23 protein-coding genes and 1 tRNA gene are annotated in these 24843 nt (G+C 67.1%); 12 read left to right on the forward strand and 12 right to left on the reverse strand.

Annotation, left to right across the window (positions count from 1 at the left end; genetic code table 11):
* Nucleotides 1-89 precede the first annotated feature (89 nt).
* Entirely contained in the window at nt 90-1145 is a 1056-nt protein-coding gene (locus NM1_RS08300) for a phosphotransferase family protein (RefSeq protein ID WP_068016058.1), read from the forward strand.
* 181 nt (nt 1146-1326) lie between these two features.
* Nucleotides 1327-1905 carry a DinB family protein gene (locus NM1_RS08305; protein WP_068016061.1) on the forward strand — a complete coding sequence of 193 codons (579 nt, stop codon included), beginning with the start codon at nt 1327-1329 and terminating at the stop codon, nt 1903-1905.
* A gap of 112 nt (nt 1906-2017) precedes the next feature.
* Here the strand turns inward: NM1_RS08305 and NM1_RS08310 are convergent, their stop codons facing one another.
* Nucleotides 2018-3208 (reverse strand): serine hydrolase domain-containing protein, encoded by a 1191-nt coding sequence (locus tag NM1_RS08310; protein ID WP_068016252.1) that lies wholly within the window; start codon nt 3206-3208, stop codon nt 2018-2020.
* Nucleotides 3209-3459: 251 nt separating this feature from the next.
* Between NM1_RS08310 and NM1_RS08315 the strand changes: the two genes are divergently transcribed.
* From NM1_RS08315 to NM1_RS08325, 3 genes are all read left to right on the forward strand, one after another.
* Nucleotides 3460-4293 carry a serine hydrolase domain-containing protein gene (locus NM1_RS08315; RefSeq protein ID WP_068016064.1) on the forward strand — a complete coding sequence of 278 codons (834 nt, stop codon included), beginning with the start codon at nt 3460-3462 and terminating at the stop codon, nt 4291-4293.
* 94 nt (nt 4294-4387) lie between these two features.
* A complete protein-coding gene (locus NM1_RS08320) occupies nt 4388-4921 on the forward strand; it encodes a DUF3145 domain-containing protein (RefSeq protein ID WP_068016066.1) in 534 nt (177 codons plus the stop codon).
* A 161-nt stretch (nt 4922-5082) separates the two neighbouring features.
* Nucleotides 5083-6099, forward strand: coding sequence for a GAF domain-containing protein (locus tag NM1_RS08325; RefSeq protein WP_147288840.1), 1017 nt, complete (start codon nt 5083-5085; stop codon nt 6097-6099).
* A 298-nt stretch (nt 6100-6397) separates the two neighbouring features.
* On the opposite strand, the gene dctA is transcribed toward NM1_RS08325, so the two are convergent.
* The 8 genes from dctA to aceE form a co-directional block, all read right to left on the reverse strand.
* Nucleotides 6398-7750: a C4-dicarboxylate transporter DctA gene (dctA, locus tag NM1_RS08330; protein WP_084519276.1), complete on the reverse strand. Its 1353-nt coding sequence runs from the start codon at nt 7748-7750 to the stop codon at nt 6398-6400.
* 173 nt (nt 7751-7923) lie between these two features.
* Complete coding sequence (locus NM1_RS08335) at nt 7924-8166, reverse strand: hypothetical protein (RefSeq protein ID WP_068016071.1); 243 nt, start codon at nt 8164-8166, stop codon at nt 7924-7926.
* A 198-nt stretch (nt 8167-8364) separates the two neighbouring features.
* Nucleotides 8365-9795 carry an acyl-CoA carboxylase subunit beta gene (locus tag NM1_RS08340; RefSeq protein ID WP_068016074.1) on the reverse strand — a complete coding sequence of 477 codons (1431 nt, stop codon included), beginning with the start codon at nt 9793-9795 and terminating at the stop codon, nt 8365-8367.
* Between the two features lie 126 nt (nt 9796-9921).
* The gene (locus tag NM1_RS08345; protein WP_068016076.1) at nt 9922-11172 is read right to left on the reverse strand and encodes a KasA/KasB family beta-ketoacyl-ACP synthase; all 1251 of its coding nucleotides are present in this window, start codon (nt 11170-11172) and stop codon (nt 9922-9924) included.
* A gap of 13 nt (nt 11173-11185) precedes the next feature.
* On the reverse strand, nt 11186-11488 hold the full coding sequence (gene acpM / locus NM1_RS08350) for a meromycolate extension acyl carrier protein AcpM (RefSeq protein ID WP_068016080.1): 303 nt from the start codon (nt 11486-11488) through the stop codon (nt 11186-11188).
* Between the two features lie 131 nt (nt 11489-11619).
* Nucleotides 11620-12534 (reverse strand): ACP S-malonyltransferase, encoded by a 915-nt coding sequence (locus NM1_RS08355; RefSeq protein WP_084519277.1) that lies wholly within the window; start codon nt 12532-12534, stop codon nt 11620-11622.
* A gap of 127 nt (nt 12535-12661) precedes the next feature.
* Nucleotides 12662-13990 (reverse strand): PucR family transcriptional regulator, encoded by a 1329-nt coding sequence (locus tag NM1_RS08360; protein WP_068016085.1) that lies wholly within the window; start codon nt 13988-13990, stop codon nt 12662-12664.
* A gap of 196 nt (nt 13991-14186) precedes the next feature.
* Nucleotides 14187-17060 (reverse strand): pyruvate dehydrogenase (acetyl-transferring), homodimeric type, encoded by a 2874-nt coding sequence (aceE, locus tag NM1_RS08365; protein ID WP_174556853.1) that lies wholly within the window; start codon nt 17058-17060, stop codon nt 14187-14189.
* 448 nt (nt 17061-17508) lie between these two features.
* On the opposite strand from aceE, the gene NM1_RS08370 reads away from it, so the two are divergent.
* From NM1_RS08370 to NM1_RS08385, 4 genes are all read left to right on the forward strand, one after another.
* Nucleotides 17509-17958, forward strand: coding sequence for an Rv2240c family protein (locus NM1_RS08370; RefSeq protein WP_246010795.1), 450 nt, complete (start codon nt 17509-17511; stop codon nt 17956-17958).
* Between the two features lie 194 nt (nt 17959-18152).
* Complete coding sequence (locus NM1_RS08375) at nt 18153-18575, forward strand: DUF3052 domain-containing protein (RefSeq protein ID WP_084519289.1); 423 nt, start codon at nt 18153-18155, stop codon at nt 18573-18575.
* A 112-nt stretch (nt 18576-18687) separates the two neighbouring features.
* Nucleotides 18688-19152, forward strand: a complete 465-nt coding sequence (locus NM1_RS08380; RefSeq protein WP_068016100.1) for a peroxiredoxin — start codon at nt 18688-18690, stop codon at nt 19150-19152.
* A 64-nt stretch (nt 19153-19216) separates the two neighbouring features.
* Nucleotides 19217-19288 (forward strand) — tRNA-Val (locus NM1_RS08385).
* Nucleotides 19289-19423: 135 nt separating this feature from the next.
* Here the strand turns inward: NM1_RS08385 and NM1_RS08390 are convergent.
* The 3 genes from NM1_RS08390 to NM1_RS08400 form a co-directional block, all read right to left on the reverse strand.
* A complete protein-coding gene (locus NM1_RS08390; protein ID WP_068016103.1) occupies nt 19424-19960 on the reverse strand; it encodes a GNAT family N-acetyltransferase in 537 nt (178 codons plus the stop codon).
* Nucleotides 19961-20233: 273 nt separating this feature from the next.
* The gene (locus NM1_RS08395; RefSeq protein WP_147288839.1) at nt 20234-20560 is read right to left on the reverse strand and encodes a hypothetical protein; all 327 of its coding nucleotides are present in this window, start codon (nt 20558-20560) and stop codon (nt 20234-20236) included.
* Between the two features lie 446 nt (nt 20561-21006).
* Nucleotides 21007-21474, reverse strand: coding sequence for an NUDIX hydrolase (locus NM1_RS08400; protein WP_068016109.1), 468 nt, complete (start codon nt 21472-21474; stop codon nt 21007-21009).
* A gap of 225 nt (nt 21475-21699) precedes the next feature.
* On the opposite strand from NM1_RS08400, the gene NM1_RS08405 reads away from it, so the two are divergent.
* From NM1_RS08405 to NM1_RS08415, 3 genes are all read left to right on the forward strand, one after another.
* Nucleotides 21700-23094, forward strand: coding sequence for an MATE family efflux transporter (locus NM1_RS08405; protein ID WP_169814218.1), 1395 nt, complete (start codon nt 21700-21702; stop codon nt 23092-23094).
* 181 nt (nt 23095-23275) lie between these two features.
* Nucleotides 23276-23770, forward strand: coding sequence for a Pycsar system effector family protein (locus tag NM1_RS08410; RefSeq protein ID WP_068016116.1), 495 nt, complete (start codon nt 23276-23278; stop codon nt 23768-23770).
* A 350-nt stretch (nt 23771-24120) separates the two neighbouring features.
* Nucleotides 24121-24819 (forward strand): Crp/Fnr family transcriptional regulator, encoded by a 699-nt coding sequence (locus tag NM1_RS08415; protein WP_068016118.1) that lies wholly within the window; start codon nt 24121-24123, stop codon nt 24817-24819.
* Nucleotides 24820-24843: the final 24 nt, after the last annotated feature.

Raw genomic sequence — 24843 nt, forward strand, 5'->3', positions numbered from 1 at the left:
ACCGTATCGGGTCCGGGCGAACGACCCGCACACCGTATTGATGGCATATGCCCGCAGTTGTCGGAGGCGACTGGTGCACAATGTGGGACATGTCTGTGGTGCAACCAGCCGAAGTGGATCGTGATGTCGTCGATTTCGCGATCGTCGGGCAGTGGATGGATGAGCAGGGCCTACCCCGGGGCGACTTCGAGGAGGTCGCGCCGCTGGGCGGCGGCACCCAGAACATCATGCTGCGATTCACCCGCGGCGGCCGCGACTACGTGCTGCGCCGCGGCCCGAAACACCTGCGCGCCAAGAGCAACGAGGTGATCCGCCGCGAGGCCCGGCTGCTCGGCGCGCTGTCTGGCACCGGCGTGCGCGCACCCGAGGTGATCGCCGCCTGTCCCGACGAGTCCGTGCTCGGCGCGGTCTTCTACCTGATGGAGCCGATCACCGGCTTCAATCCGCAGAACGAGCTGCCGCCCCTGCACGCGGGCGATTCGGAGATCCGGCGGCAGATGGGTCTGTCGGCGGTGGAGGCCATCGCGCGGCTGGGCTCGCTCGACTACCGGGCGCTGGGCCTGGCGGACTACGGCAAGCCGGAGGGTTTCCTGGAGCGGCAGGTGCCGCGCTGGCTGGGCGAACTCGAATCCTACGGCGCCAACGCGGGCTACCCCGGGCCGGAGATCCCGGGCGTCGAGCAGGTCGGCGACTGGCTCGACCGCAATCGCCCCACCGACTGGCGGCCGGGCATCCTGCACGGCGACTGCCACCTGGCGAACATGATGTTCTCCTTCGACGGCCCGCAGGTGGCGGCGATGGTCGACTGGGAGATGTCGACCATCGGCGATCCGCTGCTGGATCTGGGCTGGCAGATCGCGACCCGCCCCGAGCCGGGCACCACGAAGGGCGCGCTGGTCGGCAAGTTGGGCGAGGTCGGCGGCCTGCCGACGCCGCAGGAGATGGTCGCGCACTACGGGAAGTTCTCCGATCGGGACCTGAGCAGCGTCACCTGGTACACGGTGCTGGCCTGCTTCAAGCTGGGCATCGTCCTGGAGGGCACACACGCCCGTGCGTTCGCGGGCAAGGCGCCCAAGCAGGTCGGCGACTTCCTGCACGCCATCACCCTCGAGCTGTTCGATATGGCGCGGGGGCTGATGGAGTGAGTCCGGCCCGCGCGGACACGAAGCGCAGGTTCGCGGCGGTAATTGCCGCGTCGGACCGAATCGTGACCGCTGAGGCCGGGTTCCTCCGCGTGCGAGGTCACCTGCCTACGCGGCCGTTTCTCTCCGACAATTGGCAGTATTTTTATGGCGAATGATTTACAGCCACATTAGGTTGGGCGGCATGCCGATCGTTCCCGATGACAAGGACTGGACCTGGGTCCTGGAGAAGACGTGCCCGGAGTGCGGGTTCGACGGGCCCGCGACCGCCTTCGAGGAGGTCCCGGGGCTGGTGCGCGATGCCGCCGCCCGCTTCACCACGGTGTTGGGGCGCCCGGATGCGGCGGTGCGCCCGGACGATTCGACGTGGTCGCCACTGGAATACGCGGCGCATGTGCGCGACGTGTGCCGGATCTTCGCGCACCGCCTCGACATCACCCTCGCCGGTGCGGACGCCGCGCCGGGCCCGGTGATCCCGGCGTACGACACCACCGTCACCCTCGGCAGCGGCCTGCCGATGTTCGCGAACTGGGACCAGGACGCCACGGCCGAGGCGGCCCGCTACGGTGAGCAGAATCCGGCCGTCGTCGCCGGTGACCTGCGTGCCGCCGCCGAAAACGTCTCCGGCGCTTTCGAATCCGTGCCCGCCGCGGAACGGACCCGCGCAGCCCGCCGCAGCAACGGCTCCGAATTCACCGTCGACTCCATGTCGGTCTACTTCGCCCACGACCTCGTCCACCACCTGCACGACGTCCACGCCTGACCGCCCCGGACATCCTTGTCGCACCCCCTGCGTGTTCCCGCACCCCGTACACGCCCCTGCAGGGGGTGCGTGAGCGGGCAAGGGGTGCGGCGAATGCTGCGGAGCCGTGGGATCAGAGGCAGCGCAGCAGGGCTTGGCGGAGGTTGCGGGCGCGGGCGTCGTCGAGGACGGCGACACCGAGGCGGTTCATGACGTAGCCGAAGCCGAGACCGGTTGCGGGATCGGCGAATCCGAACGAACCGCCGTAACCGGTGGTGCCGTAGGCGCGGCGGTCGGAGCCGAAACGGAAAGCGCCGCAGGACTTCCGGAATCCGAGGTGGTAGCGGCTGCGGGTGAGCAGGACGAGATCGTCGGCGGGCACGTCGTCGGCGGTATCGGGGGTGGCGAGCCGGTCCAGCACCGCTCCGTCGACGGGCAGCTCGCCGGTGCCCGCGGCGGCGGCGCCGTACACCCGGGCCAGCGATCGCGCGGTCCCGACACCGCCGCCACCCGGGCTCTCGACCCCGAGATACTCGCGCCGGGCGGCCTTGGCGGGCGCGCCGACACGCGGACTGCTGAGTGCCTCGTAGGTCAGCCCGCGCTTGGCATACAGCTGAATTCCGATGCGCAGCGGCACATCTCGCTCGTAACGCAGGATATCCAGGCCCGCGGTGTCCGACAGGGTGGCGACGCGGTCGATCGGCTCCTCGCCGGGCAGGCCGATGAAGAAGTCCAAACCCAATGGCGCGGCGAACTCTTCGGCGAAGATCCGGCCGAGCGAGCGGTGCCGCGGATCGACCCGGCGGATCAGCTCGCCCTGGTACAGCCCGGCGGTGAGCGGGTGGTAGCCGTGCCGGGTTCCGGGCCGCCACATCGGCTGCTGCGCCGCGAGAATGGCGGAGAGGTGGTCCGGATCGGCCATATCGCTCAGCCGCACCACCCGGTCGAGCACGGGTAGCCCGGCCTGATGGTCGATCAGCTGCCGCACGGTCACCGATTCCTTACCGCGCGTGCCGAATTCGGGCCAGTACTGCGCCACCGGACGCTCGTAGTCGAGCACCCCGCGCGAGACCGCGGCGGCGACCACGAAGGCCGCCATGCCTTTCGTCGAGGAGAACACCGGCACGATGGTGTCCCGCTCCCACGGCAGGGTCCGCCGCCGATCCCGGTGCCCGGCCCACAGATCCACGACGGGACGATCCCCGGCATACACCGCGACCGCCGCCCCGATTTCGCCGTGCCGGGTGAAGTTGCGCCGGAAGGCATCGGCGACCGGCCCGAAGCCTGCGTCCACCTCGCCATGGACCGTGGGTGCTGCACTCATGATGCCCCCGATCGTATCGGTGCGAATGTGCGCCCCGCCCCCCGTCACCCGCTCTCGCCCGGTGCACCTCGAACCGCCGCACCCCGTGCGTGTTCACGCACTCCCTGCATGCCCCGCGGCCGATGCGGGAATCGGTGGGAAGTGCGGCAATGTCCGGGCCCGTCCCTCGGGCGCGGGACCGGGGTGCGGCGGTGTCGATTCGACGGTGGGGCCGGTTGGGTGCGCCGGGCGCCGAGTCGTAGGCTCGTCGCGTGCGAGCGCTGGAGCAGATTCGGGAGTGGCCGGTTCGGCATGCTGCCGCGGGAGTTGTCGCCGCGCGGGGCGTGGTGGGGAGCGAGGGCGACGGCGAACGGGTGTTCGCGCTCGCCTCCGTGACGAAACCGCTTGTGGCGTATGCCGTCCTGGTGGCCGTGGAGGAGGGCGCGTTCGAGCTGGATCAGCCCGCCGGGCCGCCCGGATCCACGGTGCGGCACCTGTTGGCGCACACCTCCGGTCTGGCCTTCGACACCAACGTGATCATGGCCGAGCCGGGGGAGCGGCGCATCTACTCCAGCTCGGGATTCGAGGTGCTGGCACAGTTCGTCGCCGAGCAGACCGGATTCGCCTTCGCCGATTATCTGCACGAGGCAGTATTCGAACCTCTCGAAATGAAATCCTCGGTCCTGACGGGTTCGCCCGGACACGGGGCGCGGTCCTCGCTGAACGACATGCTGCGTTTCGCCGGAGAGTTGCTGAACCCGTCGCTGCTTTCCGGGCAAACCCTCGCCGCCGCCACCGAGGTGCAATTTCCCGGTCGCAACGGTGTGCTGCCCGGTTATGGCTCGCAGCGCCCCAACGATTGGGGTCTGGGATTCGAGATCCGGGACCATAAAATTCCGCATTGGACGGGTGGCGCGAACTCGCCGCGCAGCTACGGCCACTTCGGTCAGTCGGGCACCTTCCTGTGGGTGGATCCGGAGCTCCGAGTGGCGTGCGTGGCGCTGAGCGACGAGAATTTCGGCGACTGGGCTCGTGCGGTATGGCCGACGTTCAGCGATGCGGTGATCGCGGAGATCAACGGATCGCACGACACGGCAGCGAAGTAACACCCGTAACTTCGGGCACTCCAGTAAACTCGGGCAACGCCGGCTCGACGGGATGTTGGGGAAGACGTCCTACGTCGAAGCTGGAGGTGTACTGGTGCGCGGATCGAATCAGTTCGCGGACGTGACGGCGGGTGTCGTATACATCCATTCGTCGCCTGCCGCGCTGTGCCCGCACATCGAGTGGTCGCTCTCCTCGACGCTGAAGTCTCCGGCGAAATTGCGCTGGACATCGCAGCCCGCGGCGCCCGGGCAACTGCGTGCGACCACGGACTGGGTCGGCCCGGTCGGCACCGGATCCCGGATTGCCACGGCATTGCGCGCGTGGCCGATGTTGCGATTCGAAGTCACCGAGGATCCCAGCGAAGGGGTGGACGGTGAACGCTATAGTTTCTCCCCCGGTCTGGGGTTGTGGCGCGGCGCCACGAGTGCCAACGGCGACGTAATGGTGGGGGAAATGCGACTACGGGAAATTGTGCGGGCCGCGCGCGAACGTGGCCGCCACACCCCCGCCGAACTGACCGCCGAGATCGACCGCGCGCTGGGTACCCCGTGGGACGACGACCTCGAGCCCTTTCGCTGGGGTGGCGAGGGCGCCGAGGTGACCTGGCTGCGCCGCGACGTGGGCTGAAGTATCGGTCTGTCAGGCTCGACCGTGTCCGGTGCGGACGTCGGTTCGGGCTCGCTTGCAGCAGGTCGGAGGGGGTTCTGGGGGCCCGAGGGCCGACCGGTTCGGAGTCGCTGTCGTGTCATGTGGCACAGTCGTGGCAGCACGGAGCGGAGGGAGCGGGGGTGTACGGGGAGCGGGTTCTCATCGAGACGCTGGGGGAGCGAGAGACCTGGACCGCGCTGGCCGTCGACGGCCGGCCGGCGCAGTGGCGGTCGGTGCTGCGCGTGCTGTCGCCGGAGACGCTGCGGATCGTGGTCGCGGCGTTCGAGCGCGCGGAGGCGGTCGAGGCCGAGGTGCCCTCACGATTGCCGGGCGACCGCCGGACGATGACGGTGTCCGCTACGCCGGTAGTAGGCCCGGACACGCGGGCGCACGCCGTGCAGGTCCGCACCACGCCGGCGGGTGCTGCCCTGCCCGCGCCGTATTCCGTTGCCGCATTCGGATATTCGGCGGATACGCGAGCGATCCAGCTCGGCGATCAGGCCGCGGGCTGGACGGTTCCGGCGGACCGCGCGAATTGGACTGTCCCCGAAGCGTTTCGGTACGTCGAACGATTCGACGGCTCGATGGATCTGCTCCTACGCACCTTGGATCCGAGCGAACATCAGCGGTGGGCAGGCGATCTCACCGCTCGCGTCGAGGGGCACCCGCGGCGCTACCGCCTGGCCCTGCGCAGCGGTGCGGACCGGCAGGAGTGGCGGGGGCTGCTGCACGATCTCACCGATCACCTTGTGCCCGAACCGATCTCGCTGGACGGAGCCACACTGTCGGCGCTCGGACAGCAGCGGTCCGGGCGGGGCCACCTCGTCCTCGCCGACGTCCGCGACGTCCGGTTGATCCGCTGGGTCACCGACCCGGTGCCCGGGATTCAATGGAAGGGCACGGTCGACGACCGCGACACCCCGCACCCGGACGACGTGGTCCGCATCTTCTCGACGGTCGGCGACATGGTGCGCGCGGGAGCGATGCACGCCCGCATCGGCGAGGTCCGACTGCGCCGCATCGGCGGCGGCTGGACGGTCGTCGACGCCCGCTGCACCGTACTCCCCGCCCCGGGCACACCCGCCCTCATGCTCATCGAACTCACCATCACCGGGACATCCGACGACCCCGACCCGACCGAGCCGTTCGCTCCGTAATCTCGGCACGCTCCTGTTCGATTCCGGCCAAAAGCGCGCCGGAAATACCGAATGGTGGTGTGCCGCAGGAGGATGCAGTGGCAGCGTGCCGATCCCGGCTGCCTGCAAGATATCGGCCGATTGTCACCGGCTCATCCCGGCGTCGTCCGCCCCTTACGATCCCGGCGTCGGCTCACCCCATTGTCACCCCGGCGTCGGCTCACCCCCATTGTCATCCCGGCGTCGGCTCACCCCCATTGTCATCCCGGCGTCGGCTCACCCCCCCATTGTCATCCCGGCGTCGGCTCACCCCCCATTGTCATCCCGGCATGCTCTTGGCCGGGACGTCCCCATCCAGCACCCTGTGCATCCGCGACTTGTCCAGCTGTCCTTCCCAATTCGCGACGACCAGGGTCGCGACGCAATTGCCGAGCAGGTTGACCGATACCCGCATCGAATCCATGATGCGGTCCGCGCCGAGCAGCACCGCGACGGCCGCGACGGGTATGGATCCGTGGCCGATGGCGGAGATGGTGGCCGACAGCGCCAGGAAGGACGAACCCGGCACGCCCGCCATGCCCTTGGAGGTGAGCATGAGCACCAGCAGCGCCGTAATCTGTTCTCCCACACTGAGGTCCACGCCCAGCGCCTGTGCCAGGAAGAGTACGCAGATCGACAGGTACAGGGTGGCGCCGTCGAGGTTGAACGAATATCCGGTCGGAATCACCAGGCCCGTGCACGCCCGCGAACATCCGGCGTCGGTCAGCTTGGTCATGATGCGCGGCAGCACCACTTCGGTGGAGGCGGTGCCCAGCGCCAGGAACAGCTCGTCCTTGATGTAGCGCAGCAGCTTCCACGGATTCACGCCCGCGAACACCCGCACGATCGCCGCCAGCACCAGCAGGAACAGCACCGCGGCGAGATAGCAGCACGCGATCAGCTTGCCGTAGCTGCCCAGCGACGACAGCCCGTACTGCCCGATGATGTAGGCCATCGCCCCGAACGCGCCCAGCGGCGCCAGCCGCATGATCCACCCGATGATGACGAAGAAGATCTGCCCGATCTGATCGATGGCCTGCGGAATCATCGTCGGGACCCGCTCCCGGAACTTCGCCAGCGCGAGCCCGAACAGCACCGCGAAGAACAGCACCTGCAGCAGCTGATTCTCCGCGAACGCCGAGATCACCGACGCCGGAATGATATTCAGCAGGAACTCGACGGTATGCGGCAGTTCGCCGTCACCGGTCTTCTTCGCCAGCTGATCCGCGCCCGTGGCCAGCGTCTGCGCGTCGATGTCGAACCCGCTGCCGGGCTTGACCAGGTTGCCGACCAGCAGCCCGAACAGCAGCGCGAACGTGGTGACGGCCTCGAAGTAGATCAGCGCCTTGACCCCGATCCGCCCCACCGACCTCATATCGCCGACGTGCGCGATGCCCAGCACCACCGTGCAGAACACGATCGGCGCGATCACCATCTTGATCAGCTTGATGAACCCGTCGGCGAGCGGTTTCAGGTCCGCGCCCACCCCCGGCCACAGCCAGCCCACCACGATCCCGGCCACGATCGCCACGAGCAGCTGCACGAAAAGCGAGCTGTACCACCGCGAGCGGGGCGGTCGCGCACCGTCCTCATCGTCCCCCGAGACCTCGGGAGCATCGGTCACCACCGTCATGGCGGGCAAAACTATGCGCTACCTGTACCGCCCGCGTATCGCGCAAGTTACCGGCAGGCTACCTATTTCATATATGAAGTCCGCGGTGCCTCGCCGGTACGCTGGAAAGGCCGTGGCAGGGGACGGCCGACGGGCGGTCTCGGAACCGCGATCACCCGTCGGCCCGTCGCGCATCACGTCTCGGGCGGGCTCTCCCCGTCGCGCAGCAGGCGCAGTTCCTCCGCCATCACCTTCAGCTTCTCGTCCACGAGGTACCGCAGCTCGATGACCTCGTGCCGCATGTCGATCTGCTCGTACTGCATGAGCACGTAGTCGTCGAGGATGCGCTGCACATCGTCCCGGGTCTGCGTGAGTTCCCGCTGCGTGGCGGCGAGTTCGGCCCGGGTGGCGGCGAGTTGTTGCTCCAGCGATGACATGAAATCCCCCTCGTGTGCCGTAGCGTGCGATGACAGGCAGCCTACGCGGCGAAGGTGACCAACGAGGTCCCTGCAAACGGGAGTTGTCCACAGCGTGCAATCTGTCCACAGGCCGGAAGTGCCAGCAGGACAAGAGGAGTCGGACATGAAGAGGGGCGGGCTGCCCGATCGGACCGCCCGCCCCCACAGCACGACAGATTACAGCGGGATGTTCTTGTTGTGGCTGGCCCGCGCCGGTGCCGAGGCGAGCGCCGCGGCGATGGTGGAGCGGGTCTTGGCGGGGTCGATGACCTCGTCGACGACGCCGATCGCCAGCGCGCGGCCGACGCCGCCCGCGATGGCCTCGTGCTCGGCGGTCAGCCGCTCGAGCAGCGCCTCGCGCTCCTCCTCCGGAGCCTTGGCGATGGCCTTCTTGTGCAGGATGCCGACGGCGGCCTTGGCGCCCATGACGGCGACCTCGGCCTCCGGCCACGCGTACACCGCGGTCGCGCCCAGCGAGCGGGCGTTCATGGCGATATAGGCGCCGCCGTAGATCTTGCGGGTCACCAGCGTGACGCGCGGAACCCGGGCCTCGGCGAAGGCGTGCAGCAGCTTGGCGCCGCGGCGCACCACGCCCTCCCACTCCATGCCGACACCGGGCAGGTAGCCGGGCACGTCGGTGACGACCACGATCGGAATGCCGAAGGAGTTGCACAGCCGCACGAAACGCGCTGCCTTCTCGGCACTTTCGGAGGTGAGGCAGCCGCCCATGCGCAGCGGGTTGTTCGCCAGCACGCCGACCGTGCGCCCGGCCAGGCGGCCCAGTCCGGTGACGATGCTGCGCGCGTAGCCGCCCTGCAGCTCCTCGAAGGAGGATTCGCCGTCGACGTTGTCGAGCAGCTCGTGGATGACCGGCTTCACGTCGTAGGCGCGCTTGGCCGACTCCGGCAGCATGGCCTTGAGGTCGACATCGCCGTGCGCGGCGGCGAGCATGTCGAATTCGCCCTGCTCGGCGAACATCGACACCAGCTTGCGGCCGCGGTTCATCGCGTCGTCCTCGTCGTTCGCGACGACGTGGCACACACCGGACTTCTTGCCGTGCGTCTCCGGGCCGCCCAGGGTGGCCATGTCGACGTTCTCGCCGGTCACCGAGCGCACCACGTCGGGGCCGGTGACGAAGACGCGGCCCTCCGGCGCCATGATGACGATATCGGTGAGGGCGGGACCGTACGCGGCGCCGCCGGCGGCGAAGCCGACCACCACGGAAATCTGGGGGATCAGGCCCGACGCGCGAACCATGGCCTCGAAGACCAGGCCGACCGCGTGCAGCGCCTCGACACCCTCGGCCAGGCGGGCGCCGCCGGAGTGCCAGATGCCGACGACGGGGATCTTGGAGTCGATGGCGGTATCGATGGCGTCGACGATGTGCCTGCAGCCCTCGACGCCCATGGCGCCGCCCATCACGGTGGCGTCCGAGCAGTACGCGACGGTGCGCACACCGTCGACCTCGCCGATGGCGGCCAGCACACCGGACTTGTCGCGGGGGTGCAGCGGGAGCACGGTTCCTGGATCGAAGAAGCGCTGCAACCGACCCAGCGGATCACGGGGATCGGTCGTGGCGTCCGCCTGGGCGGGGGCCATGGTGGTCATCGCGTTCTCTCCTCGAGGGGGTGTGGAGTCGCTGACGCGGCTACAGAAGTCGTTGTCCCGGTGGGGCTTTCGCGGATTGCCGAAAGCCCCACCGGGATCGCTGTGTAGAGAACCGGTCCGAGAGTGTCAGTACCGGCCGAAGGCGAGCGCGACATTGTGCCCACCGAAACCGAACGAGTTGTTGATCGCGTACTCGATCTCCTGGCGGCGGGCCTCGCCGCGCACGACATCGAGGTCGATCTCCGGGTCCTGGTTTTCGAGGTTCAGCGTGGGCGGCACGATGCCGTCGCGGATGCTGAGCACGGTGAGCACCGACTCGAGGGCGCCGACGGCGCCGATCGAATGGCCCAGGGCGGATTTGGGCGCATAGACCGAGGCGTGGCTGCCGACGGCCAGGTTGATCGCGTTCGCCTCGGCGGTGTCACCGATCGGCGTCGCGGTCGCGTGCGCGTTGACGTGCGTGACGTCCTGCTTGGTCAGACCGGCGGTCTGCATGGCCCGCGTCATGGCCCGGGCAGCACCCTTGCCGTCGGGGGCGGGGGCGACCAGATGGAAGCCGTCCGAGGTGATACCCGCGCCCATCAGGCGGGCGTGGATGGTGGCCCCGCGCGCCTTGGCGTGCTCCTCGGTCTCGACGACCATGAGTGCACCGGCCTCGCCGAAGACGAAGCCGTCGCGAGCGGAGTCGAAGGGACGCGAGGCGCCCTTCGGATCGTCGTTGCGGGTGCTCATCGCGCGCATCATCGAGAACGCGGCGATCGGCACGGCGTCGATATAACCCTCGACGCCACCGGTGACGACCATGTCGGCGTCGCCCATCACGATCATCCGCCACGCGTTCGCGATGGCCTCCGATCCCGACGAACACGCCGATACCGGCGTGACCACTCCCGCCCGGGCCTGCAATTCCAGACCCACCACGGCGGACGGCCCGTTCGGCATGACCATCTGAACTGCCAGCGGCGAAATCTTGCGATAGCCGCCGTTCTTCAGCTTGTCGACCGAGTCGATGAGCGCGTCGCCGCCACCGAGGCCGGTGCCGATCGCCACACCGAGCCGCTCGGGGTCGACCTCGGGAGATCCGGCGTTGCGCCACACCTCGCGACCGAGGACGGTCGCGAGCTGCTCCACGTACGCCATGCGACGGCATTCGACCCGGCTGAGCAGGGTCTCCGGACGCACCTTCAGATGTCCGCCGATGCGGACCGGAAGGTCGTATTCCTCGACGAAGGAATCCTCGAGAACGTCGATACCGCTCTCGCCGTTGAGGAGTCCCTTCCACGTCGCATCGACGTCGCCCGCGATCGACGTGGTCGCCGCCAGGCTCGTTACGACGACGTTGGGAAAGTTCCCGTTCAAGGTGGAAGGAGTGGTCACGGTATCGGGCCCTTTACTCGCCCTGGCCGAACTTGGCCTTGAGCTCCTCGGCCGCCTCGGCGTTCTCGGCCTCGAGCTTCTGGATGTAACCGACGGCGTCGCCGACGGTCTTCAGGCTCGCCAGATCCTCGTCCGGGATCTTCACGCCGTACTTGTCCTCGGTCTGCACGGCGATCTCGACCATCGACAGCGAGTCGATGTCCAGGTCGTCGACGAAGGACTTCTCGATGGTCACCTCGGAGGGCTCGATGCCGGTCACCTCTTCGATGATCTTGCCGAGCTCTTCGACGATCTGTTCCTGGGTCAGAGCGGCCACTTCGTGGCTCCCTTCTTGTTACTCTCTAGGGTTTCGAGTGTTTCTTCGGTCTGTGTTCTTCTTCGGAACGAGGCGAATGATCGTTTCTTCCGCCTCGTCACGGCCTGCGTCGTTGCGTGCCGCGTGGAAAGCTATCCGTTAGCCAGCAGATCGGCCAACGCGGGGATGTCCTCGGGGGTCTTCAGCGCCAGATTCGGGGTGCCCTTGAGCTCCCGCTTGGCGATGCCGACCAGGGTCCCGGCGGGTGGCAGCTCGGCCACTCCGGAAACCCCTGCCGCGCGGACGGTTTCGGTGCACAGATCCCACCGGACGGGCCGGGTCACCTGTGCCGCGAGCTTCTCGATGGCGTCTTTGCCCGAGGTGACCGGCTTACCGTCGTAGTTCGACAGTAGGGTCCGGGTCGGCTCGCTCACAGTTATCTGCGCAATGGCCTCCGTCACAGCGTCCTGGGCCGGTGCCATGAACGCGGTATGGAAGGCCCCGGCGACGGGCAGCGCGCGGATGCGCGCCTTCTCCGGCGGGTTCGCCGCCAGTTCCGCCAGTGCGTCCAGCCGGCCCGCCGCCACGATCTGCCCGGCCGCATTGCGGTTGGCCGGAATCAGGTCGAGTTCGGCGAGGCGGTCGAGCACGGCGGCCTCGTCACCGCCGAGCACTGCGGACATGCCGGTCGGTTCCAGCGCGCACGCCTTGGCCATCTCCGCACCGCGGATGGCGGCCAGTGTCACGGCCTCGTCGGGGGAGATGACCCCCGCGACGGCCGCGGCGGCGAACTCGCCGACCGAATGTCCGGCGACGATGGTGTCCGCCGGAACCGTGTTCTCCGAGATTTCCGCGAACGCGAGCAGCGCCGCGGCGACAACGAGCGGCTGGGTCACCGCCGTGTCCTTGATGTCGTCCGCCGTAGCGGTGGTGCCCAGCTGCACCAGATCCAGGCCGGAGGCCTTGGACCACAGTTCGAGACGGTCACGCGCGCCGGGAAGATCGAGCCAAGGCGCGAGCATGCCGGGTGTCTGAGAGCCCTGTCCAGGGGCGTACAACGCGATCACGTCTCTACAAAACACCGTGTGAGCCCTCCGCGGAGATGTCGACGCGAATGAAGCTTGTCGGCAGCTTTTGTGTGGACCCCACAAAACGGCACGTGGGATGTCGGGATCGACCGATTCGCCGGAGCCGTTACATCCCATCTTCGTAAAAGGTGGCGGGGGAGGCCTCTGGGGCGGAAGTTGGCGATTCGTTACGAGTTCGTGTCAGACGACCTACTGTGGCGGCAATCCGGAGCACGTAGGCATCACGGGGATTCATCGGATCCCGGCCCGTGATGTCGGCGATCCGCTTCAGCCGATAGCGCACCGTATTTGGATGAACGAACAGCTGGCGGGCGCAGGTCTCGACGGCTCCACCGCAATCCAGATAGGCATCCAGGGTGTCGGCCAAGGCCGACCCGGCGGCGGCCAACGGTAGCACAAGATACTCGTTGAGAGCGTCGACCGCAGCTCGATCGCCGAGCAGGGCCCGTTCGGGCAGAAGTTCGGACGCGTGCACCGGCCGCGGCGCCCCGCGCCAGCCCACCACCGCCTCCATGCCGGCCATCGCCTCGATCGCGCTGACGTGCGCGGCCGACAGCGTGCGGGTGGTCGGCCCGATCACCACCGGACCGTCGGAGAAGGCCTCGGCGAGCAGGTCGGCCAGCAGCGGCGACGGGTAGGCGGTATCGCCCAGGTGCCCGCTGACCACCATCACCAACCGCGAGCCCTGTACAACCGCCAACGCCGCATGGCCGTGCCGGGCGGCGAGGGTGTGCACCGATCCCACCACCGCGACCTGGTCCTTGGGTGGCGTGCCCACCAGCACCGTCGCCGGAGCGGTGGCGTCCCAGTTCAATGTGGCCGCCCGGGAGAGCATTTCGGGGCCGGTGTCGCCGCGCACAACGGCGTCGACGACCAGGGCCTCCAGCCTCGTGTCCCAGGCGCCGCGCGATTCGGCGGCGCTGGCGTACACCGAGGCGGCCGCGAAACCGAGCTCGCGGCCGTAGCGCAGCACCGCCTCGGTCAGCGCGACCAGCTGCCGGTCGTTGCGGGCCAGCGCGGGCAGCCACTGCTCGAAGAACTCCATGGCCACCCGGACCATGTCGACGGTCTGGCGCAGCGTCAGCCGCCTGGCGAGATCCTGCGGGATGACCTGGAAGGCGTCGAGGCTGAATCGGATATCGCTCTCCGGATCCTGCAGCCACTCCAGGAAATTCACCACGGCGGTCTGCACCAGCATCTGGACACCGGCCCGCTGCGCGGCGTCCAGGTCGCCGAAGAACGGCAGCCGGTCCTCCATCGACGCGATCGCCTCGGTCGACAGCCGTCCGGAGAACTGCTTCACCCGCTTGAGCAGGGTGTCCGGGAGCGGGTCGCGGGTCTGCTGGTACGGCGAGAGCGCGCCGGTCGGGAGGTATACCTCATGCTCGGACGAGGTGTCGGAGACCCGGCGCGGCCGCGGCGGTTTACGATCCACTGCTCAATACTCTCCTGCGGGGGCGTCGGCCCCGCATCCCCTGGTCCCGTCGGTGTGCCGTCGAGGGGTTCGCGGCGCGGCCTGACCTGGTGATTCTGTTGTGCTGGCGCGTCCGTGACAGCTCACCGTCCCGGAGTGTCCGCGAGCGCCCGTCGCCCCGGACCCGGGGACCGATGCCGGGACGACGGGAAGCGGCTCACGCCAGTTGTTCCTCGGTGCTCGTCGACACCTCGGCGGCGTTCACGTCGTCGATGCGGTAGCGCGACGCGGCCTCGGTGACCTTGGCGGCGTCGATCTTTCCCGCGCGGGCCAGCGCCTGCAGGGCCGCGACCACGATCGACTGGGCGTCGACGTTGAACACCCGGCGCGCGGCGGGACGGGTATCGGAGAAGCCGAAGCCGTCGGTGCCGAGGGTGACGTAGTCGCCCGGGACCCACTTGCGGATCTGGTCCTGGACCGAGCGCATCCAGTCCGAGGCGGCGACGAACGGGCCCTCCGCCTGCGACAGCACCTGCGTCACATAGGGAACGCCGGGATCGGTGCCCGTATGGCGCAGCGCGGCGATCTCCTTGGCCACGGCCTCTTTTCGCAGCTCGCTGTAGGAGGTCACCGACCACACATCGGCCTGCACACCCCACTCCGAGGCGAGCAGTTCCTGCGCCCGCAGGCCGTCGGGCACGGTCACGCCCGACACCAGGATCTGGGCCCGGACATCGCCCGCGCCGCCGCGCTTGTACAGGTAGATGCCCTTCAGCAGGCCCTCGATATCGAGGTCGTCCGGCTCGGCCGGCTGCGGGTAGGGCTCGTTGTACATGGTGATGTAGTAGAAGACGTTCTCGCCGCCGAACGCGTCGTCGTCCTTGTGCGGGTGGGTGCCGGGCAGCGCCCCGGGCTCCGGCTGCCCGCCGCCGTACATCCGACGCAGGCCGTCGCGCACGATGTGGGCGATCTCGAACGAGAACGCCGGGTCATAGGCGACCGCAGCCGGATTAGTCGACGCCAGCAGCAGCGAGTGACCGTCGTTGTGCTGCAGGCCCTCACCGGTCAGCGTGGTTCGCCCAGCGGTTGCTCCGAGGACGAATCCGCGCGTCAGCTGATCCGCCGCGGCCCACAGTCCGTCGCCCGTCCGCTGGAAGCCGAACATCGAGTAGAAGATGTACAGCGGGATCATCGGCTCGCCGTGCGTGGCGTAGGCGGTGCCCGCCGCGGTGAACGAGGCGGTCGATCCGGCCTCGTTGATGCCCTCGTGCAGGATCTGCCCCACTTGACTTTCTTTGTAGGCAAGCATCAATTCCGCGTCGACCGATGTGTACAACTGGCCGTTGCGGTTGTAGATCTTCAACGAAGGGAACCACGAGTCCATGCCGAAGGTGCGGGCCTCGTCGGGGATGATCGGGACGATCCGCTTACCGATCTCCTTGTCGCGCAACAGCTCCTTCATCAGCCGCACGAACGCCATCGTGGTCGCGACGTTCTGCTTGCCCGAGCCCTTGCGGACCGAGCGGTAGGCCTCGTCGCCGGGCAGTTGCAGAGGCTTTGCCGCCGCGCGCCGCTCGGGCACGAAACCGCCCAGGGTGCGGCGGCGGTCCAGCATGTACTGGATGGCCGGATCCTCCTTGCCGGGATGGTAGTAGGGCGGCAGGTAGGGGTCGGCCTCGAGCTGCTCGTCGGTGATCGGGATGCGCTGCACGTCGCGGAACGCCTTCAGGTCGTCCAGCGTCATCTTCTTCATCTGGTGCGTGGCGTTGCGGGCCTCGAAGTGCTTGCCCAGGCCGTAGCCCTTGATGGTCTTGGCCAGGATCACCGTCGGCTGGCCCTGGTGCGCCAGCGCCGCCGCGTAGGCCGCGTAGATCTTGCGGTAGTCGTGGCCGCCGCGCTTGAGGTTCCAGATCTGCTGGTCCGACAGGCCTTTCACCAGTTCCTTGGTGCGCGGGTCGCGGCCGAAGAAGTGCTCGCGGACGTAGGCGCCGTCGTTGGCCTTGTAGGTCTGGTAATCGCCGTCGGGGGTGGAGTTCATCAGGTTCACCAGGGCGCCGTCGCGGTCCGCGCTCAGCAGCGTGTCCCACTCGCGACCCCAGATGACCTTGATGACGTTCCAGCCCGCGCCGCGGAAGAACGACTCCAGCTCCTGGATGATCTTGCCGTTGCCGCGCACCGGGCCGTCGAGACGCTGCAGGTTGCAGTTGATGACGAAGGTCAGGTTGTCCAGGCCCTCGTTGGCCGCCACCTGGATCAGGCCGCGCGATTCGGGCTCGTCCATCTCGCCGTCGCCGAGGAACGCCCACACGTGCTGATCGGAGGTGTCCTTGATGCCGCGGTCGTGCAGGTAGTGGTTGAACCGGGCCTGGTAGATGGCGTTCATCGGGCCCAGACCCATGGAGACCGTGGGGAATTCCCAGAAGTCGGGCATCAGGCGCGGGTGCGGGTACGACGACAGCCCGTGCCCCGGGCCGCCGTGGCTGTACTCCTGGCGGAACCCGTCGAGCTGATCCTCGCCGAGGCGGCCCTCGAGGTACGCGCGGGCGTAGATGCCGGGGGAGGCGTGACCCTGGATGAAGATCTGGTCGCCGCCGCCGGAGTGGTCCTTGCCGCGGAAGAAGTGGTTGAAGCCGACCTCGTACATCGCCGCGGAGGACGCGTAGGTCGAAATGTGGCCGCCCACACCGATACCCGGCCGCTGGGCGCGGTGCACCATGACCGCGGCGTTCCAGCGGATCCAGGCGCGGAAGCGGCGCTCGACCTCTTCGTCGCCGGGGAACCAGGGCTCGTTCTCGGTGGGGATCGTGTTCACGTAGTCGGTCGAGGTCAGCGACGGGATCGCGACGTGGCGCTCACCGGCGCGCTCGAGCAGGCGCAGCATCAGGTAGCGCGCGCGGCCCGGACCCTCGCGGTCGAGCATCTCGTCGAAGGACTCCAGCCACTCGCTGGTCTCCTCCGGATCGATATCCGGTAGGTAGGACGCCACCCCCTCGCGGATCACGCGCACACGAGCCCCGGCCGGTCGTGTGCTTGCCGACTCCGCGCCGGTGGGGGCGCTGTTGGCGTTGGAACTCGATGACATCGGGTGCATCAGATCTGTCAAAATCAAAGCTCCTCGTACAGGGGTGGACAAGCGGATGGCTCTAACCCCGGGTAGCCGCGGATGGCGGCTATCCCGTCACGCGTTCGGTGTCACCTCGCTGGCGCTCGGTGACACCGCACGCGAGGCGCGCAGCGTTGATGGTTCGCTCGCTGCGCTCGCTCACGTGGGGCGCATCTCACATCCTTGTCGATGATGCGTCCCAGGTCATCATGTCAGCCGGAAATCCAGTACCGTTCTCCAGGCGACCGCGATGTCTGTGCCGGCCCCGCCGGGCACCGCGTACGCCCCAGATGAACCACCGCCGAGGGATCGAGAAGCGGGGAGGACGATGAAACTGCTGAACCCACGTGGGTTCGGATTGGCGTGCGCGACCGTGGCGGTCGGCACGGGACTAGTGGTGGCCGGATGCTCCAGCTCAATCCACGGTACCGCGACCGTGAATCAGGCGGACGCATCCGCGTTCCGGACCGAGATGGCGTCGTCCTCGGCGGCGGCGACCTCCTCGCAGAAGGCCGCGTCGGAGGCGAAGGCCGTCAGCGAGAACTGCAGCCCGTTCCGCGATATGGCCGGAGCGGCGACGACCAAGTACAACGAGTTCGTCGACGCCCACGACGCCAACGCACCGGACCAGGACGCCAAGCGCGACACCTCCGCGCAGACCTGGGAGGACGCCGCACACTCCGTGGAGACCCGGATGCAGTCGTCGGGCACGGCGCTACCGGCCGACCTGGCGCAGAAGTTCACCGCCTACGCGGTGGCGGCGCGGGAGCTGGCGGGTGAGGCCCGAAAGATGACCTACACCGCGCCCGTCGGACCGCTCAACGACGCCAGCAAGAAGGTCAACGACGCGTTCGCCGCGGTGCGCGATGCCTGCCCGGCGCGCTGAGGCCGCGGCGCTCCCGGATGTCCCGTCCGGTCTTCGACATGCCGTCGACCGGGATTCGCCGCAGCTCCGGGCCTCCGGGTGGCGCCTGTTTACGCGACATTTCGGAGACCAAATGGGCGGATCGGCTTGCGCTGCGGCCGATAACCATGTTCGCTTGCAACTATCTATTGTCGGCAGTTGAGGAGGACACCACCGTGGTCGCCGCGGCGGACGCGCAGAACAACGCTCAGAAGCTTGGCATTTCACACGGAATGGTGGTTCAAGAGCTGGGCTGGGATGAGGACACCGACGACGGCCTGCGGTCGGACATCGAGGAGGTAATCGGCTCCGAGATGGTCGATGAGGACACCGATGAGGTGGTCGACGCCGTCGTGCTGTGGTGGCGGGACGGGGACGGCGACCTGGCCGACGAGCTGATGGATGCGATCGGCCCGCTGTCCGACGACGGTGTCATCTGGGTGCTCACCCCCAAGACGGGCCGGCCCGGCCACGTGGACCCGAGCGAGATCGCCGAGTCGGCGCCGACCGCGGGTCTGACGTCCACCACGCCGGTCAGCCTGGGGGTGTGGACCGGGACCAAGCTCATGCAGCCCAAGACGCCCTCGAAACAGCGCTGACCGATCGCTCGACTAGGGTTGTGACCCGAGTGGGACCGTGCCGCTCGCGAGCTGTGCTGTCTGCTGTGGCAGTCGTGCTCGCGCGCGGCCATCGATCACAGGAGGACAGCGCATGCCGCTCGAAGAGGGCACGGTCGCACCGGATTTCACGCTGAAGGACCAGAACAACCAGGACGTGTGCCTGGCGGACTACCGCGGGCACAAGAACGTCCTGATCGTGTTCTATCCGCTGGCGTTCACCGGCATCTGCCAGGGCGAACTGTGCAAGGTGCGTGACGAGCTGCCCAAATTCCAGAATGACAACGCCGAGATCCTCGCGATCTCGGTCGGTCCGCCGCCCACGCACAAGATCTGGGCGGCGGAGCAGGGCTACACCTTCCCCCTGCTGTCGGACTTCTGGCCGCACGGCGCCGTAGCCCAGTCCTACGGCGTCTTCAACGACAAATCCGGCTTCCCCAACCGCGGCACCTTTGTCGTCGACAAGGACGGCATCATCCGCTTCGCGGAAATGAACGGCCCCGGCGAGCCCCGTGACCAGGCAGCTTGGGAGAAAGCGCTCGCTGCATTAGATTCGTAGATCGCTGCGCCCGCCACCCCGGCGCCGCAGCATCTGTGCCCTCCCGGGTTTCCGCGGTGGGCTCGGGCGTATAGCTCAGTGGTAGAGCACTGGTTTTACACACCAGCGGTCGGGGGTTCGAACCCCTCTGCGCCCACTTTGTTTCTGCAGGTCAGAGGTGCCTTTTCGAATCGGGATGACTGTCTGGGGGAACGATTCGGGGGCCGGTGTGCCCACAGTGTGCCAACGGGCAGCACAAGCCGGGCCGAGGGATCCGGCTGCTCTCGCTGGATCAGGGCAGGCGTGCGTAGATGTACATGTCGCGGGGCTGACCATCAACCTTCTGCCATCGCCGCAGCAGGCCTTCTCGTTGATATCCGGCTGATTCGGCCGCTCGCCACGATCCCTCGTTCATAGGCTCTACGAACAGTTCGAGCCGTGAGATGTCGTCGTGCGTCGCCGCCCATGAGCTGAGTGCGCACAGTGCTCGGGTGGCGTATCCGTGGCGTCGGTGGCATTGGAGGATCCAGTATCCGATCGAGGCTCTGCCGTGGTCGATGTTTCGTCGCCACAGTCCGATATGCCCCACGGCGGTGTCGGTTTCCGGGTTGGTGATTGCGAACGACCATCCCTCGCCGGTGATTGCTCGTTGATGCTGGCGCTGGATGAAGGCGAGGGCATCGTTGTGGTCGCCGTGTGCGACCACGGTGGTGTTCTGTGGAATCGTCGGGTCCAGTCCCGCCTCGACGACGCTGTTCGCGTCGGTGTCGGCGAAGGGACGCAACCGAACTTGCTCGCCCTCCAGTAGTGGCACTGTCAGCATCGTCATGACCTCGACTCAACGCGTGACAGCGGGACGGTGCAACCGAGTTCCATTCAGGTGGCTGACGGTGCTCTGCTCTTGTTCCGGTTCGTAGGATCGTACTGCGGACGTCCGGTCTCGTGCTAGCGAAATGTCCTGTCGTGGAATGTGTTTCGGAGCCTGTGCGGAGGCCGCCCGAACCGTCGCGTGCCAAACGCTGGAGAATTCCGAGGGACTGTCGGAGTCCGATTGCGGCAAGCGCAGGCGGCCCGGGTGGCCGAGGTGATGGATTGTGCGCGGTCAGCCGGCTACGTTGCTCACGCCCGACACTCCGCAGTTGAATTCGGACTCGTGGTTACCCTTCTCGTCGGGGGCGAGGTTGGTCGACCAGTTTCCGCACCCGTTCTCCGCCGGATAGATCGTGACGGGCTGCGTCGTATTGCAGCGATTGTGGTAATAGACCTTGGTATGTGCGATGCCGTCCTCGTATGAGTAGGAGATGCAATCGTCTACGCCTTCTTTTCCCGACGCGGTGCCGGTCGCGACGCCGAGCCCGGCCGCCGCGAAGGCCGCAACGGCCACAATCTTCGAAACGAAAGGTTTCCATACGAAATTTTCTTTTTGCACGGCAGCATCCTGATGTTTGCCGATGCCCTTGTCAACCGCACTTAACCCGTTTCATGAGCTGCGTTGGGGCGCAGGCACTTTCGAAAATGCCTTTATACCGCCAAGGGGTACTTGCCGTCTCGAACTTTGTCCGGCCGGGCATCCTGTAAATGTCCACCACCGTGACCACAAACGCCCTGATTGTCTTCTGTCACCGCCGAACTCGGCCGAACATCAGAAGCGGCTCCCGAACCCTCTAAGCAATCACATCCGGACGACTATTCTCACTGTTGGCGACACCTAGGATTGTTCACAAATCCTTATCACACTCGCCCCTGCGCCCGGTAGTCCGTGCCTACGTCTGTCCGTTACCTATGGGGTCCACGATCGAAGAACTGTTATCGTGAGCGTCGAGCCGAGCCCGAGATCATGGCGACTGCGGCCCGCCTCGAGCGGGCGCTGGCAGTTCAGCCGAGATAGGGGTAGTTCCCGGACAGGAAGTCCCCGATCTGTTGACGCATGCTCGCGTGAATGTCGTAGTCGTCCAGATCTTTCGGTGCTACAAAGGTGACTCCATCGGCCTCGTCGTTGATCGTCGGCTCGCCGGACACCGGCCGTCCGATATAGGTGTTCTCGTACTGCTGGCGCACTTCGCCGTCGGTGTAGACGACGATGTGGTTCGGATTGCTGTACACCCCAAGGAATCCCGTGATCTCGGCCGTAATGCCGGTCTCCTCGGCGCATTCGCGGATGGCGCACTCGGCGGGTGTCTCACCCAGGTCCATCGCGCCGCCGGGCAGCGCCCATTGACCGGTGTCGCGGCGGCGCTGCAGGAGGATCGATCCGTGTTCATCGGTCACCAGCAGATTGCAGGCCACCACAAGGGAATTCGGCTTCGGCGCCTGTGGGTCGTAGTAGTATTCGATCCTGCCCATACGTCGGCCTCTCGTTCAGGTTTCAGGGCTACCGCGATGCTCATAGTCGCGAGTTCGGGCACCACTGTGGGGCACATCATCGAGTTCGGTACGGACTCCTCCCGAAGTGTGCGGATTCGCCGAGTGCATCCGGTGGGGGAGTTGCCGATGGGGTCTCACTAGGGTCTGTCCATGGGGCCGCATAATCCAGTACGTCAAACCAGCAGCGCGGCAGTGGAAATCGGCTTGGCGAGTGGGATGCGCCAGGTGGCGGAACTCGCGGTGCCGGTGGTATTGACCTCGGCCACGACGGTGGTGCTCGGAGTGACCGATACCGCTCTGCTCGGACACTACGGCACTGAGGCGCTCGGAGCCGCTGCGTTGGTGATGCCGCTGTGGATTTTCTGCACCGCGCTGGTGGTGCCCTTCGGATCAGCCACCCAACTCCTTGTGGCTCGCTGGTACGGAGCCGGGGACACCGAGGCGATCGGTGCGTTGCTGCGGGCCGGACTGCTCAGTTCCGCGTTGATCGGCGCAGCGGTTGCGCTGGTGGCCGCGGCGGCGGCACCGGCGGTTGTCGTGTACACCGCCGCGGCCGGTCTCGACCGTGGTGAGGCCACGGTCATGCTGTGGATTCTGTTGTGCGGGTTGCCGTTCAACGCTGTGACAGCGCACCTGCGCGGTGCGCTCGCCGGGACTGGGGACACCCGTGCCGGGGCCCGAAACGCGGTGGAGGTGGCTGTGGTGAACCTGATTCTGTCGGCGATCCTGATCTTCCCGGCGGACCTCGGGCCGGTCGGGTCCGCGCTGGGTTCGACGCTCGCGCTAGCCGCTGGTACTGCCACGCTGATCGCCGCGACGCGGTCGGTCGCAGAGATCCGCAGACCACTCTTGGCTCCCGACCGGAAGGGACTACGCGCCTGGAGGAGGCTGGCGGTGCCGGACGTGGTATTCGGGATGGTCAGCTATGGCGGCGACGCGGTGGTCGCGGCCGTGGTGGCCGGTGCGGGGGCGGTGAACCTGGCCGCGCATCGGGCGATGGGGACGGCGATCTCGCTGGTGTGGATGTTCGTGTTCGGCATCGGAACGGCGATCTCGGTGCTGGCCGGCCAACGCCTCGGCGCCGCCGATCCCACCGGGTACCGCGCTGTTGTCCGCGCCGGTACGGTACTCGTCCTCGTCACGTCGTGCACGATGTCCTTGTGCCTGGCAGCGGCGTCGCCGCTGATGTTCGGACTGTTCAGCGGCGATCCGGCAGTGACCGCGGCAGCGCGCTCGGTGGCGTGGGCACTGCCGCTGCTCGCCCCGATCATGGCGATCGGCACCGTCTACGCCGCGGAGTTGCGCGCCGCGGGCGACACCAAAGGCGTCATGTATGCCTCGCTGTTCTCGGTCACCGCCGTCACCCTGCCTGCCGTCTGGGCGTTCACTGCGGTCGCCGATTGGGGGGCTCGTCGGCGTGTACTGGGGCATCGTGGCGGGATGGGTCGCCCGTACCGCGGCCACCTGGCTTCGGCACACCTGCCGTCGCTGTTCTGGACCCACATTCTGATCACCAGAACGCTCACTGCGGCCAAGAATGGCAGACGAATCACGTTGACCGCGCTCCTGTGCTGCGAGATCCTCAGCGCCACTCGGTGATTCGTCTGGCGCGATGGTTCTCTCGATCGTCAAGACGGCCGCCCGGCCCTTCCCGTACGACGAGACGGGGGCAACACAACCGCCAGAAGCTGGGGGGCGTTGTGTTAGCCGGCGGAACCGGCCGGCTTGTTGTGTGTCGTAGTACATCGAGGTCCTTTCCGGGCGGTGGTCAGCTGGTTGCATGATGATTCGCACGAAACAGCTTGGCCCTGCCGATGACCTGGACTCGGCACTTCGCACCATTTCCGAGTTCAGCCGCGTTATCGTTGCGGCCGACACCAAGCTCGGGCTGTTACTGACGGCAAACGGGTTCGCTCTGATGGGGTTGGTGACCGCCGGTCGCAGACCGATGAACGTGGTGATGAGCTCGATGGCAACCGTGCTCGAGATGCTTCTGATTGTGTGTATGGGCTACCTCGCCGTCACGTTGCGACCCAGTCTACGAGGTGCCGGCGCCGGAAACTGGTTCTGTTTCCCGACCTTCCCTGCCGAGTTGAGTGCGCGCCCCGCTGTGCCGGTGCTCGCCGATCACGCGTGGAGGCAGGCCGCTGTGCTCGCTGAGATTGCGCAGCACAAGTACCGGCGGTTCGGTTTGGCGTTGCGCTGGAGCGCGATCACCTTAGTGGTGTTTCTGGTCTGGTTCACCGCGCTGTTGCTCGGCAGGACAGTGGTGTGATCGTCTCCTGCGGTGTTCTGGCAGGGCTGTGCAATTGCTGTATCTTCCCGCTTCACACCGGAATCCGAGGGCGAGTATGCCAATGATCAAGTGACGGAGCCTGTCGTCGTGGGTGATGTAGGGGTCACAGATCAAATGGCTGAAACCGGCTTCGATCATGATTGGGGGGAAGTCTTCCAACGTCGGCGGAAGTGAGAGCGGAAGTCCGGGTGCCTATCTATTCTGTGTGTGAAAGTTGCTGCGGCCAGGCGTGAGTCGCGATCATAGGCGGTGAGTTCGACGACTTCGCTTCTGCCATAGGCACTGGGAACGTTCGCCATAACTCAACGCAGCATGCAGGGGGATAGACGTTGGAGCTCGACGAGGCATCGCAGCTCAGCCGGACAGTTCTGCTTGCCGGCGGCGCACGGCGACAATGGTGTGCCGGATCTGTGGTCGTGCACGAGGGTGAACCGTCCGACCATGTAGTTGTCATCGAATCCGGACGGGTGAAGGTGACCTCGTCGGCGTCGAGTGGCAAACAGGTCCTGCTGGCTATCCGGGGGCCCGGAGATCTCCTGGGGGAGTTCTCTGCGATCGACGGCAGGACGCGGTCCGCGACTGTCACGGCGCTGTCGCACGTCACCGCGATCGTTGTATCGGGAAAAACGTTCCGCGCGTTGCTGATCAACGACGGTAAGGCCGCATTCGCTATGTTGCGGCTAGTAGTGAGCCGTCTGCGAGAAGCCGACATTCAGCGACTGGAATACGGCGCGTACACGGTGGGCGAGCGCATCGCGCGCCTGCTGCTCGACTACGCCGGACGCTACGGGCAAGCCGATGCTGACCGGGTGGTCATCGCCTTGCCACTGTCGCAGGTGGAACTGGCTCATGCGGCCGGGGCATCCCGAGAAGCGGTGGCCAAAGCGCTGAAACGGCTGCGGGACCTCGGCGCCGTGCGGACCGCGCGGCGTCGTGTGGAACTCCTGCGGCCCGACCTACTGGCGGAAATTGCCGAGCATCTTCCGAGTGTGTACTTGGACGCAGACGCACCCGACGGCCCACTGTAGACAGGATGCAACGCGCTGCGTCAC

Source organism: Nocardia mexicana NBRC 108244, assembly GCF_001613165.1.
GTDB classification, from domain to species: Bacteria; Actinomycetota; Actinomycetes; order Mycobacteriales; family Mycobacteriaceae; genus Nocardia; species Nocardia mexicana.

Bases quoted from the DNA above. Each gene is read 5' to 3' on its own strand.
- NM1_RS08300 (WP_068016058.1), top strand. From the start codon at position 90: ATGTCTGTGGTGCAACCAGCCGAAGTGGATCGTGATGTCGTCGATTTC.
- NM1_RS08305 (WP_068016061.1), top strand. From the start codon at position 1,327: ATGCCGATCGTTCCCGATGACAAGGACTGGACCTGGGTCCTGGAGAAG.
- NM1_RS08310 (WP_068016252.1), bottom strand. From the start codon at position 3,208: ATGAGTGCAGCACCCACGGTCCATGGCGAGGTGGACGCAGGCTTCGGG.
- dctA (WP_084519276.1), bottom strand. From the start codon at position 7,750: ATGACGGTGGTGACCGATGCTCCCGAGGTCTCGGGGGACGATGAGGAC.
- NM1_RS08335 (WP_068016071.1), bottom strand. From the start codon at position 8,166: ATGTCATCGCTGGAGCAACAACTCGCCGCCACCCGGGCCGAACTCGCC.
- NM1_RS08340 (WP_068016074.1), bottom strand. From the start codon at position 9,795: ATGACCACCATGGCCCCCGCCCAGGCGGACGCCACGACCGATCCCCGT.
- aceE (WP_174556853.1), bottom strand. From the start codon at position 17,060: ATGCACCCGATGTCATCGAGTTCCAACGCCAACAGCGCCCCCACCGGC.
- NM1_RS08380 (WP_068016100.1), top strand. From the start codon at position 18,688: ATGCCGCTCGAAGAGGGCACGGTCGCACCGGATTTCACGCTGAAGGAC.
- NM1_RS08390 (WP_068016103.1), bottom strand. From the start codon at position 19,960: ATGACGATGCTGACAGTGCCACTACTGGAGGGCGAGCAAGTTCGGTTG.
- NM1_RS08400 (WP_068016109.1), bottom strand. From the start codon at position 21,474: ATGGGCAGGATCGAATACTACTACGACCCACAGGCGCCGAAGCCGAAT.
- NM1_RS08410 (WP_068016116.1), top strand. From the start codon at position 23,276: ATGATGATTCGCACGAAACAGCTTGGCCCTGCCGATGACCTGGACTCG.